This window comes from Geomicrobium halophilum (assembly GCF_014207655.1).
Taxonomy (GTDB): domain Bacteria; phylum Bacillota; class Bacilli; order Bacillales; family Marinococcaceae; genus Geomicrobium; species Geomicrobium halophilum.
This window is the reverse complement of record NZ_JACHHJ010000001.1, coordinates 557,526-569,694: the sequence shown is the minus strand read 5'-3', so window position 1 is coordinate 569,694 and position 12,169 is coordinate 557,526. Positions and strand designations below refer to the sequence as shown.

10 protein-coding genes are annotated in these 12,169 nt (G+C 44.2%); 2 read left to right on the top strand and 8 right to left on the bottom strand.

The window, feature by feature from the left end; all coding sequences use genetic code 11:
- Positions 1-147: 147 nt before the first annotated feature.
- Both HNR44_RS02760 and HNR44_RS02750 read right to left on the bottom strand, forming a co-directional pair.
- On the bottom strand, positions 148-411 hold the full coding sequence (locus tag HNR44_RS02760; RefSeq protein ID WP_184402587.1) for a hypothetical protein: 264 nt from the start codon (positions 409-411) through the stop codon (positions 148-150).
- A 361-nt stretch (positions 412-772) separates the two neighbouring features.
- Positions 773-1,774: a LacI family DNA-binding transcriptional regulator gene (locus HNR44_RS02750; RefSeq protein ID WP_184402586.1), complete on the bottom strand. Its 1,002-nt coding sequence runs from the start codon at positions 1,772-1,774 to the stop codon at positions 773-775.
- A 190-nt stretch (positions 1,775-1,964) separates the two neighbouring features.
- Between HNR44_RS02750 and hisD the strand changes: the two genes are divergently transcribed.
- Positions 1,965-3,242 carry a histidinol dehydrogenase gene (gene hisD, locus HNR44_RS02745; protein ID WP_184402585.1) on the top strand — a complete coding sequence of 426 codons (1,278 nt, stop codon included), beginning with the start codon at positions 1,965-1,967 and terminating at the stop codon, positions 3,240-3,242.
- An 85-nt stretch (positions 3,243-3,327) separates the two neighbouring features.
- Positions 3,328-4,647: a GntP family permease gene (locus HNR44_RS02740; RefSeq protein WP_184402584.1), complete on the top strand. Its 1,320-nt coding sequence runs from the start codon at positions 3,328-3,330 to the stop codon at positions 4,645-4,647.
- Positions 4,648-4,699: 52 nt separating this feature from the next.
- Here HNR44_RS02740 and hutH read toward each other — a convergent pair whose 3' ends face one another.
- The 6 genes from hutH to hutU form a co-directional block, all read right to left on the bottom strand.
- Entirely contained in the window at positions 4,700-6,199 is a 1,500-nt protein-coding gene (hutH, locus tag HNR44_RS02735; protein ID WP_184402583.1) for a histidine ammonia-lyase, read from the bottom strand.
- Positions 6,200-6,311: 112 nt separating this feature from the next.
- Complete coding sequence (gene hutP / locus HNR44_RS02730; protein WP_184402582.1) at positions 6,312-6,755, bottom strand: histidine utilization transcription antiterminator HutP; 444 nt, start codon at positions 6,753-6,755, stop codon at positions 6,312-6,314.
- A 135-nt stretch (positions 6,756-6,890) separates the two neighbouring features.
- The gene (locus tag HNR44_RS02725) at positions 6,891-8,150 is read right to left on the bottom strand and encodes a YjiH family protein (protein ID WP_184402581.1); all 1,260 of its coding nucleotides are present in this window, start codon (positions 8,148-8,150) and stop codon (positions 6,891-6,893) included.
- A gap of 48 nt (positions 8,151-8,198) precedes the next feature.
- Positions 8,199-9,185, bottom strand: a complete 987-nt coding sequence (locus tag HNR44_RS02720; protein ID WP_184402580.1) for an agmatinase family protein — start codon at positions 9,183-9,185, stop codon at positions 8,199-8,201.
- Entirely contained in the window at positions 9,182-10,456 is a 1,275-nt protein-coding gene (gene hutI, locus HNR44_RS02715) for an imidazolonepropionase (RefSeq protein ID WP_184402579.1), read from the bottom strand. Before hutI ends, HNR44_RS02720 begins: the two co-directional genes overlap by 4 nt.
- Positions 10,456-12,129 carry a urocanate hydratase gene (hutU, locus tag HNR44_RS02710; protein ID WP_425489436.1) on the bottom strand — a complete coding sequence of 558 codons (1,674 nt, stop codon included), beginning with the start codon at positions 12,127-12,129 and terminating at the stop codon, positions 10,456-10,458. Before hutU ends, hutI begins: the two co-directional genes overlap by 1 nt.
- Positions 12,130-12,169: the final 40 nt, after the last annotated feature.

Genomic DNA, 12,169 nt, shown 5'->3' with positions numbered 1-12,169 from the left:
TTAGCGTACCAACTAGGACTTCGCCTTGCCTAACAGCCTAAAAACCCGCCTAATGATGTTCATGTGTGTGCCTAAGGGCAGAGACTGCCTCCGACTGTCTTCAGATTCCGGGTCGTCCCCCTGCCATGGCATGCAATCTTCGAAACCTCACGAACTTGTTAATAGAGTAGGGTAACCACTTTCATGGCTACCTCCGGGTAGAATGGCCACCCATTGGTGGCCTAAACCCCCACAGACCCTGGCGCGCGGATTTCTTGCACCAGGGTCTTCAGAAATGGTTTCACAACATTGCGTAGGAGATTTCAGTTTCCGATACGGAATTCCTTTTCCGGACTCTCGGCTCGTATTTTCCTCAGTAATGTGACCGCTGTCAGTATTCGCAAGTCTACTTTTCTTGTGAACATTCGGCATTCGGCACGACTGCCCTTCGCACACAAAATCTCGTTTAACCACTCAATGGGATTGTTCACGTCTCTCTTCACCTAGGATAGTCATTTAATTCTTCTAAAAGATACAGCAACTGGGATATGGGCGCCTGCGTACTCTTCTTCAATATAGGCAGAGACCTCATCGCTTTGATAGATTTCAACAATGCGTTGTAGAGCATCTTTTACAAAAGCAAAAAAATGTAGGGGTTTAATCGTTAACCCCCCCCCCCGAGGGCATACGAATATTCTTCATGTTCACACGAATAAGTGTCCAACATTAAAATCTTAATTGCCATCTATATAGATTATTTTCCGAAAAAACTCCCCTCTATCAACATTGGTTTTTACTGCTTAGGTCCAGTAGTTCCCCGGATGATTAGCTTAGGCTCTAAAGTTAACTGCATGATTTTTCGTTCTTCACTTTCAACTTCCATCATATGAATCAGATGTTCAATCGCATGCAGTCCCAATGGTTTATTAGATTCATGGGTCAAGGTAGTCATTTGAATCGCCGCATGGGCAGTGATGTCAATATTATCCATACCGCAGATGCTAAAGTGATCGGGAATTCGGTACCCCATTCGAAGTAAATAATTTTGACAATAGAGAGCCATAGAGTCCGTAGCCGCAAAAAACGCTGTCGGTTTATCATCCAGTAACAATAGCTCATCAATAGCTTGAACCACTGCTTTTTCCGTCGTATCGGTTGCTTTCACCCATTCTGGTTTCACAGGATGATTCGTCACTTCCATCGCCTTCTGATACCCTGCCAATCTTCCTTGAAACGTTGACGTATAGGTAGGGCCCCCGATCCATGCAATCTTTGTATGACCTAACTTCAATAAGTGGTTGGTCGCTAATTGCCCGGCTTTTTCATTATCAATCTCTACATAGTTCCCCCCCGCTTGATACCGGCGGTTAAACATAACAAAAGGTACTTCAGAGGCCACCAATTCTTTATAAATAGGATCCTCCATAAAAATCGAAGATAAAATAATGCCGTCTACCTGTTGTCTCAGTACTTCCTCGTAGACAGAAAGATTATCACCTTGGTCCTCGAAATAGACAAGCGTGTGGTATCCATGTTCTTTGGCATGATTGACAATTGTTGTTGTACTATCAACAAAAAATGGATTATGTAGTGGGCCGGAGATTAAAGCTATATACTTGGTTTTTTGTTGTTTCAAGCTTCGCGCGATTGAATTGGGACGATAGTTTAATTTTTCCATTGCCTGCTTTACTTTATTTACAGTTTCTGCATTGACTTTTTCTGGATTATTTAACACTCGAGAAACCGTAGGCTGTGAAACTCCAGCTACTTTTGCGACCTCTTTAGACGAGACCATCTCTACATACCTTCTCCCGCTTTTAAATACGTATTCACCTTTATCGTAAGCGCTTTATTTTTGTATGTCAATGTTATAACCGGATATTTCAAATAATATCCTTCATAAATAAATCGTTTACAAAAAAGAAAACTTTAAATTATAATGAATACGTATTCAAAATATGTTCAAAAAAGGAGTGCATAGATTAATGGCGACCTTTCTAAAACACGGAAAAACAGATCAGGAAAAACAAGAGGCTGATACAAAGGTTCAACAAGCGGTAAGTAACATTATTCAGGATATTGAAGAACGCGGCGATTCAGCTGTTAGAGATCTCTCGGAAAAGTTTGATCAGTGGTCTCCTGAAAGCTTTCGTCTCTCCCAACAAGAGATTGAAACCGCGATGGCTGAGTTACCGGATGATGTGATTCATGACATCAAGTTCGCGCAAGAGCAAATTGAAAATTTTGCTAAGCATCAGCGCGAATCGATTCAGGATATTGAAGTAGAAACCCGCCCAGGTGTATACCTCGGACATAAAAATATTCCCGTCAACAGCGTAGGCTGCTATATCCCAGGGGGGCGTTATCCGATGGTGGCCTCTTCTCACATGAGTATTGTGACAGCCAAAGTAGCCGGTGTAGATCGCGTGATCGCCTGCACACCTCCAGCAAATGGAGAAATTCCGGCTGCTACCGTTGCCGCCATGCATATGGCTGGAGCCGATGAAATCTACTTGCTTGGCGGCGTACAAGCTATGACAGCCATGGGAGTAGGAACAGAAACGATCGAACCGGTTGACATGATCGTGGGTCCTGGAAACGCCTTTGTTGCAGAAGCGAAGCGCCAACTCTTTGGACGTGTCGGTATTGATTTGTTAGCAGGACCTACAGAAACACTCGTGATTGCTGACGATACAGCCGATGTGGAAATGGTCGCAACCGATATTCTTGGACAAGCCGAGCACGGACCTACGTCTCCAGGTGCATTGATCACCACATCCCAATCCTTGGCTGAATCGCTGGAAGATGAAATTTCTCGGCAATTACAAACATTACCAACGGCGGACGTTGCAGAAGTTGCCTGGAGAGACAACGGGACGATTATTGTTGTCGAAAACGATGAAGAGGCCGTCCATGAAGCCGATAAACTCGCCTTTGAACACGTCGAAGTTCTCACAAAAGATCCGGATTATTTCTTAAATAATCTAACGAACTACGGTGCCCTATTCCTCGGGCCTGAGACAAACGTTGCTTACGGGGATAAAGTCATTGGCACGAACCATACGCTCCCTACAAAACAAGCAGCAAAATATACAGGCGGGCTTTGGGTTGGCAAATTCCTGAAAAACTGCACGTACCAAAGAGTCACCCAAGAAGCCAGTGTAGAAATTGGCAAATATGCCGAACGTTTATGTGAACTAGAAGGGTTTATGGGGCATAAAGAACAGGCTTCCCTGCGTGTTCGTCGTTACGAAAACTCTTGAAAATAAGGAAAGTCGGAAATGCATTTTTCGGCTTTCCTACACTCCACCATCCATTTGAAAGCGTACTCTTAAAAGGAGAATTTTTATGCTGAGCATGATTGGCTTACTCGGAGGGATAACGTTACTCATTATCCTTACCATGCGTGGCATGAATTTGTTAGTTGCCGCGCCCCTTAGCGCTTTGTTTTTAGCTGGTTTAAGCGGACTTCCCGTCTTTCCCGAACTTGCCGGTGAAGGGGAAGCGAGTTTTGTCGGAGATTATATGGAGGGCTTCTCTGGATTTGTTGCTAATTGGTTTTTGATGTTTCTACTCGGATCTATTTTCGGAAAAGTCATGGACGACAGCGGTTCAGCGCTCAGTGTTTCAAAATGGGTGGTCGACCGTTTCGGCCTTAAATATGCCGTTCTAACTGTGGTTGTTGCCTGTGCGATTTTAACCTATGGTGGTGTAAGCCTATTCATTGTAGGATTCACGGTATTCCCCATTGCTCTTAGCCTTTTTAGACAAGCGAATTTACCTCGTCGCTTTATCCCGGCAGCGCTTGCGTTTGGGTCCGTTACTTTCACCATGACTTCAGCTGGCTCCCCTGAAATCCAAAACTGGATTCCGATCCCCCATCTGGGAACGAGCCCTTATGCCGCTTGGGAAGTCAGTCTGATTGTAGCGATATTTATGATGATTACCGGCTATATGTGGTTAAAATGGATGATCAACCGCGCGGTTAATCAAGGCGAACAATTTGATGAGCGCGAAGGAGACCCCGAGGAAACAGATAGAGAATTACCAAATCCTCTCCTTTCCGGTCTTCCGTTACTCGCCGTTCTGGGCATGGCATTTATTTTTCATGACACCCTTGGCACTTCTGCGCTTATCATTGCCCTATCCAGCGGGGTGTTCACCGCGTGGCTCGTCAACCGTCGGTATCTTGAAAATGTGTGGACATCAGCTTCAAACGGCACATACGGGGGAATTATGGCTATCGCCAACACCGCAGCGGTCGTTGGATTCGGCACCGTTGCAGGAGCAACACCCGCATTTGAAACTTCTGTTGATGCAATGACGAATGTCCCGGGAGATCCGTTAATCGGGGCAGCCATCGCTGTCATCGTGATCGTGGCACTCACAGGCTCTGCCTCCGGCGGGCAAGAGATTGCATTGCCTAATATCGCCCCAGGTTATTTAGAGCAAGGGGTTGATCCTGAAGCTCTACATCGTGTCACCGTTCTCTCGTCCGGAGCATTGGATTCCTTGCCTCACGGCGGTTATACAGTAACAACGATTCGAGTCATTTGCGGAGAAACGCATAAATCAGCCTATCCAGCGGTTGCTGCCGTCACGGTCGTTGTTCCTATGGTAGGTGTTCTCCTATCTATTCTTCTATTCTCTTTAGGAGTTGGCATCTAATTCATGCAAATCAAAGCCTCGCTTTAGTACGGGGCTTTGATTTTTTCTTTCATTAAGACGTTACTTTACGATATTGGAATGGGGTATCTCTTAACCAATGATCCATATCTTCAATATCTTTGGAAAACATTCGATCTTTTGTTATCGGTGGGATAAATTTCCGTGCTTTTGTTAAAAACTTGTACGTACTGGATGCCATATGCTCCACTCCGCGATGTTCCACGGCTTCCATTGCGCAAATGGCTTCGATCGCTAACACTTTCCTCGTGTTTTTTATGATCTGGTAAACATGGCGGGCAGCAATCGTCCCCATACTTACATGATCCTCTTGGTTTGCTGAAGAAGGGATGGAGTCCACACTTGCCGGATGGGCAAGGGTCTTATTTTCAGAAACTAAAGAAGCTGCTGTGTACTGCATGATCATTGCCCCGGATTGTAATCCTGGCTCCGGGCTTAAGAATGGGGGCAAGTCATTGAGCTGGGGATTCACCAATCGTTCCACTCTTCGTTCCGAAATATTACCGATTTCCGCGATCGCGATTTTCATAAAATCCATGGCAAGTGCGATCGGCTGCCCGTGGAAATTACCGCCTGATATCACCTTTCCATTAAAAATAAGGGGGTTATCCGTTGCAGCATTGATTTCAATTTCTAATTTGTCTTTGACATAATGAAGCGTTTGCCATGTCGCTCCGTGCACTTGTGGTATACATCGTATAGAGTAAGCATCCTGAACGCGCAACTCCCCTTGCTTCGTTGTAAGCCGGCTATCCTGTAAATAGTTCCGGACCCTAGCCGCAACTTCGCTTTGTTCATGATAACCGCGTGCCCGATGGATATCTTCATCAAAGGCATCCATGATCCCTCGAAGGCCCTCGATGGTGATCGACGATATGAAGTCCGCATAATAAGCGGCGTTTTCTGCTTCGATATAAGCTACCACCCCCATGGCAGTCATGGCTTGGGTGCCATTAATAAGGGCCAATCCTTCTTTCGCTGTTAACGTTAACGGCTCCATATTTTCTTTCATTAAAGCGGTGGATGCAGGGACGATTTCTTTTTTATAAAAAACCTCTCCTTCACCCATGACAGTTAGTGCTAAATGAGCAAGCGGAGCGAGGTCACCGCTAGCTCCTAACGATCCTTGCTGCGGGACGACAGGATGAATGTTCGCATTAAGCAAATCCAATAATTGTTGAACGAGACGCGGACGAACACCTGAATACCCTTTAAGTAAAGCATTTATTCTCAGCAATATCATGGCTCGTGATACGATTTCTGGAAAAGGTTCACCAACCCCGCAAGCATGGGAGTGAATTAAATGTTGCTGCAGCTCTTCCACATCTTCTTTGTCGATGAGAACGTCGCTAAACTTCCCAAACCCTGTGTTAATCCCGTAGACGACCCTGCCTTCTGCAACGATTTGTTCAACAGCTTTTCTGCTTTCTTCCACTTTTTTCAGACTTGTTGCAGAAACTGAGATTTTTCCTTTTTCATATAAAGCTTTTTTAATATCTTCAATCTGAAGAGATTGTCCGTCTAAACTCAACATATCCATTCACCTTCGCTTTCTTTATCCCGTTAAAACATAAAAAGGGGCTATATCAGGAAACTCAAAAAGAGTCCCTTGATATAGCCCCCTATTCGCTAAAAACTACGGGCCATTATATATGATTAATACCTAATCCGATCGTTTCATGCTCCGCACCTTTTACTGGCGCCCCTATAGTTCCATAAAGGGCAACAGCAATCCATTCACCTTCTGCTTTGTTCTCATAAGGCGATCCTCGTAACACAGCGAAGGTCAACCCAACGGTCCGTAATACTGAACCTAATTGCACCTCGCCTCTTGTGACACCATGGAGGGCTTCAATGATGGCGTGATACAATGCATGACCTTCTCGATAAAGATCTTTGTCAATAATATGATTATTTTTGGCTGCTGTTTCGATCGCAGCGACGACTTTCTGAGCTTCCATAGAGCCTACTTTTCCTTCACAAAAGCTCCAATTCGTATTCGAAATAAGGTCTTCCTGGTACTCTTTCTCTTCACTTAATAATAGCAAAAGAGCAGAGCGGCCAATGCGCGCATCTCGATTTAAAGTCATACAGAACAACTCTTTCATTGAAATGAATGACACATACTACTAACTAATCACTAAATATCATTCATCAATTTATTGTAAGCGTATGACTCCATAATGTCAATTTATTCTTGATTCCACTCAATTCGCTCATTTATTTCACAACACGAATCCAAAAAACAGGTATGCAATGGGTGTTACAAGTACAAGCGTTAAAATCGAGCGCTCCACCCAGATGATCATTAATTTCGGGATACTAATTGGGATGTCAGTAGCTAAAATCGCTGGTATTGAAGCAGAAAAAAACAATATTGCTGAAACTGACAAAGTACCTACGATAAACCTTGTCACCAACGGGGCTTCTGCAGCAAGAACTGCCGGTAAAAACATTTCTGTGATAGATATGACCGTCGCTTCTGCTGCTAGCAAGGGATCAGGAATTTGCATAAGCCATGTAACCGGTAGAAATAGATAACTTAAAACATTAAAAACAGGTGTATACTCAACTAAAAAGAGCCCCAGTATCCCTATAGACAAAATGGTGGGAAGAATAGACATTGTCATGATGAAGCCATCTTTAAGGTTTAACCAAACGGTTTTGCCAACCCCATGGGAGGACGCCGCTGCTTCCATCGCTTGTGTCCAAGCTGCTTTTATTCGATTTTCCCTAATTCTTTCTTCCGGTTGGCCAATGTTTTTATGGATGTATTTAGTGCTCATCTTATTCAGAGGCCATATTCTTACAGTAATCGCTGTAACCGTAAAAGTTACAAATAATGTTACCCAGAAATACAGGTTCCAGAATTCCATTAACCCTAGCGTATTTGCCACAACGATCATAAAAGTAGCGGAAACCGTAGAAAAACCTGTTGCAATGATCGATGCTTCTTGAACCGTATACTTCCCTTCTTTAAACACTCGATTTGTGATCAAAAGACCTATAGAGTAGCTCCCTACAAAAGAAGCCATCGCATCAATAGCCGATTTCCCAGGTGTTTTCCATAGTGGCCTCATCACTGGCTGCATCATCACACCAATGAATTCTAGCAAACCATACCCTGCTAAAAAAGCGAGAAACACGGCACCAATCGGAACGAGCAAACCTACCGGGATGACCAAATTTTCAACCAGATACGGTGCCATATCAGGATGAAATAACCACTGAGGACCCATTTGGAAAAAGAACATAACCATCACTAAAGCGCCTATAATTTTAAAAAATGATAATATTCCATGTGTTATATCCTTAGTCCAGGTACGATTATAAAATGGGTATACTGCTCCCATAAGAATCACGGCCAAAATGTAAAAAGGAACAAAAAAAGCGAAAATTCCGATCAAACTAAATATAAGAAACTTCACAAGATAATTTCTTGTTACCGGCTCTGAAGAACGTTGAGGATTTGGTTTAAGTTCCATGCTTTTACCTCCCCAGCTTGTCTAAAAGAAGGTGAGAGAGTCTCTCCCTCACCTTTTACAATAACCCGTTAAAAATGAAAGCATGGTGTGCACGGCACTTTTGATCGTTTGTTGTCCGAGATCCTTTCGTGGGTCTAGACAAACGATGTCCATGGCTTTGACTGTCGGATGTTTCCCAATGATTTGAACCGCTTCGAACAATTCTTCAGTGTACATCCCCCCAGGGGTGGCGGCTGGTGCTGCTGGTCCATGGACAATATCCAGCACATCCATATCGACCGTTAAATAAATGGTATCCACCTTAGCTTCTAATTGATGGAGCGCGTTCTTAATCACATTCGTAACGCCTCGTTTTCTAGCCTTTTTCATCGTTGTATAATGAATATTTTTTTGATCTGCGTACATTTTTAGTTCTTTTGCATTGAAAAAACCATGTAAACCAATATTGTGGATATGCTTACCTTGAACAATGCCACTATCAATCAATTGTCGGATTGGTGTGCCATTCGCAGGCCCTAACGTTTTCGGATCTCTTACATCAAAATGAGTATCCAACTGGATGATACCGATGGTTTCATTTGGATGGGCTTGCTTCCACCCTCTTACTAGCATCGCTGTAATCGAATGATCGCCTCCAAAGGAGATCGGCAATGTGTGAGGATGATGTTTCCGCATAGCCTCCATCGCATCTTGAATATGTTGATGGGTTTGTTCGATATCTGTTACGTGCTGTTTCACATTTCCCAGATCAACCACTTTTAGTTGCGCTAAATCGACATCTTCATCTAAATTGTACGTCCCAAACGATTTCCAGGCTTGACGCATCGCTTCAGGATTTTCACTTGCAGCAGAAGTACTGATCGATGACTTAGAGAGAGGAACACCGAGTATAGTAATATCATACGTATTCCAATCAGGAACGGAATCCTCCACGTTTTCAATCCATTCGTGTACTTTCAGGTCTTCGTTCTGATCCGTCTGACGAGTCCATATCATATTTGGTCTATCCAGCATTGGGTAAGGATAGCAACTCATTGCAATTGTCCACCTGTCACGAGTACTTGGCCCTCTTTGATTACCGTATCTACATGATTCATTCCATATTGATACGATAAAGTGAGGTGATTCGGTACATCAAAAATCGTAACGTCGCCTTTTTTGCCAGGCTCAAGACTCCCCACCTTATCAGCGCATCCAATAGCATGAGCAGCATTAATCGTTGTGGCTGTAAGCACTTCTTCCGGGGTCATGCCCATCTTCAAGCATCCCAGGTTCATGATGAATGGGAGCGAAATCGTAGGAGATGAGCCTGGATTCGCATCAGTCGATAAAGCAACAGCCAAGCCGGCATCAATCATTCTCCTGGCATCGGCAAATTCAGCCATTAAGAAAAAGGCCGTTCCAGGTAATAACACCCCGACCACATTAGCATCGGCCATGGCCTTGACCCCTTTATCCGATGCTTTTAGCAGATGGTCCGCGGAAATAGCTCCAACTTCAGCTGCTAATTCCGCGCCTTCATAAGGTTCGATTTCATCAGCATGAATCTTCGGAATGAGGCCGTATTCTTTACCGGCTTCTAAAATCTTTCTGGATTGTTCAGGTGTAAAGACTCCTCGTTCACAAAAAACATCATTATATTTAGCCAATTTTTTCTTTGACACTTCCGGAATCATTTCTTCAATGACGCGGTCAACAAAAGGTTCAGGGTTTTCTTTTTCGTCCATCGGTATGGCATGGGCGCCCATAAAAGTCGAAATAATATCTACAGGATGGTCTGCCTGTAATTGTTTTGCGACTTCAAGTTGTTTTAACTCGTGTTCAAGCGTCAGGCCATACCCACTTTTTGCTTCTACTGTTGTAACGCCATGAAGAAGAAATTGCTGCAGCCTCTTTTTAGATTCTTCATACAATTGCTCATCACTTGCTTTCTGGGTCGCTCTTGTCGTAGCATGGATGCCTCCGCCTGCATTCATAATTTCCATATAGGTTTGGCCTTGCAGCCTCATCGCATATTCATTTTCCCTGGTTCCTGCATGAACGAGGTGCGTGTGAGGATCAATGAGGCCTGGGGCAACGACTTTCCCTCTCGCCTCAATGTGTTTAACAGATGATAGACGATCACTATATTTCTGACGAAGATCTTCTTCTTTACCTGCTTCAATGATGGTTCCGTCTTCAATGAAGAGACTTCCATTTTCAATAAGATCCACTTCGGACATGGCTTCTTTCTTCGCGGGTTGATCTGTATGACCCGCCATTGTGATTAATTGTGCTGCATTTGTAATGAAAAGCGATTTTGTCATTACGCTTTTCCTCCTTTCTCAAGCTCAAGCATTGGAATACGAATACCCTTGTCTCTCGCTGTCTTTTCCGCGCGGCCATAGCCAGCATCAACGTGACGAGCGACACCCAACCCGGGATCCGTCGTCAACACTCGCTCCAGACGTTCTTCAGCTTCTTTCGTTCCGTCTGCAACGATTACCATTCCAGCATGCAAGGAGTAACCCATACCAACACCACCACCATGGTGAACGCTCACCCAACTTGCTCCACCAACACTATTGATCAATGCATTCAGAATCGGCCAATCAGCAACAGCATCACTCCCATCCTTCATCGCTTCGGTTTCCCGGTTGGGCGAGGCAACAGAACCGGAATCAAGGTGATCGCGTCCGATAACGATCGGAGCTTTCAATTCTCCCCGCGCTACCATATCATTGATGATTTTTCCAAACTTCGCCCGTTCGCCGTAGCCCAGCCAGCAAATACGCGCGGGCATGCCCTGAAAGCTGATTTTTTCCTGCGCCATTCGAATCCAATGGCATAAATGCTTATTCTCACTGAATTCTTTCAAAATCACTTCATCTGTTTTGTAAATATCTTCTGGATCTCCCGATAATGCTGCCCAACGAAAAGGACCTTTCCCTTCACAAAACTGGGGGCGAATATAGGCCGGCACAAACCCCGGAAAATCAAAGGCATTTTTTACACCTTCATCCTTGGCGACTTGACGAATATTATTGCCGTAATCAAAAGTGACTGCCCCTTGCTGTTGCATTTGCAACATAGCCTCCACGTGTGCGGCAATACTTTTTCGGGAATGTTTTGTATAAGCCTCAGGGTCTTTTTTGCGAAATTCAGCTGCTGTCTCTAGATCTATATGATCAGGAACATAACCATTTAGAGGATCATGAGATGACGTTTGGTCCGTTAAAATATCTGGCGTAAACCCTTGCCCGATCATGGTTGGCAGTACTTCCGCGGCATTGCCTAATAGACCAATGGAAAGGGGTTTTTTCTTTCTTTTAGCTTCTAATGCTAAGCTTATTGCTTCCTCTAAACGGTCGGTCGAAATATCCAAATATTTCGTATCTAATCGACGCTGGATGCGCTTGAAATCAACCTCAATTGCAATGCACACTCCACCGTTTAATGTTACTGCTAACGGTTGAGCACCACCCATTCCGCCGAGTCCGGCTGTCACTGTGATGGTTCCATGTAAATCACCATCGAAATGCTGTTTGGCACATTCTCCAAAAGTCTCATACGTTCCTTGGACAATGCCCTGGCTTGCAATATAAATCCAGCTTCCTGCCGTCATTTGCCCATACATCATTAAGCCTTTTTGATCTAAATCATGAAAATGCTCCCAATTCGCCCATGCAGGTACCAGGTTAGAGTTTGCGATCAGTACTCTTGGCGCATCTTTATGGGAAGAAAAAACCGCCACCGGCTTCCCGGATTGAATAAGCAAGGTTTCATCGTCTTCAAGCGTTTTCAATGTATTTACAATCGCTTCATAACACTCCCAGTTACGTGCGGCTTTTCCAATCCCCCCATAGACCACTAAATCTTCTGGGTTTTCTGCGACATCCGGATGTAAATTATTATTCAACATCCTCAACGCCGCTTCCTGCACCCACCCTTTTGTATTCAATGATGAGCCGCTGTATTGCTGGATATCTTGACCTGTCATCCTAGTCATCCTTCCTACTCGAAATGTTTGATAATTCAAT

Coding starts and splice junctions, on each gene's coding strand:
- HNR44_RS02760 (WP_184402587.1), bottom strand. CDS start 411: ATGCCGAATGTTCACAAGAAAAGTAGACTTGCGAATACTGACAGCGGT.
- HNR44_RS02750 (WP_184402586.1), bottom strand. CDS start 1,774: ATGGTCTCGTCTAAAGAGGTCGCAAAAGTAGCTGGAGTTTCACAGCCT.
- hisD (WP_184402585.1), top strand. CDS start 1,965: ATGGCGACCTTTCTAAAACACGGAAAAACAGATCAGGAAAAACAAGAG.
- HNR44_RS02740 (WP_184402584.1), top strand. CDS start 3,328: ATGCTGAGCATGATTGGCTTACTCGGAGGGATAACGTTACTCATTATC.
- hutH (WP_184402583.1), bottom strand. CDS start 6,199: ATGTTGAGTTTAGACGGACAATCTCTTCAGATTGAAGATATTAAAAAA.
- hutP (WP_184402582.1), bottom strand. CDS start 6,755: ATGACTTTAAATCGAGATGCGCGCATTGGCCGCTCTGCTCTTTTGCTA.
- HNR44_RS02725 (WP_184402581.1), bottom strand. CDS start 8,150: ATGGAACTTAAACCAAATCCTCAACGTTCTTCAGAGCCGGTAACAAGA.
- HNR44_RS02720 (WP_184402580.1), bottom strand. CDS start 9,185: ATGAGTTGCTATCCTTACCCAATGCTGGATAGACCAAATATGATATGG.
- hutI (WP_184402579.1), bottom strand. CDS start 10,456: ATGACAAAATCGCTTTTCATTACAAATGCAGCACAATTAATCACAATG.
- hutU (WP_425489436.1), bottom strand. CDS start 12,129: ATGACAGGTCAAGATATCCAGCAATACAGCGGCTCATCATTGAATACA.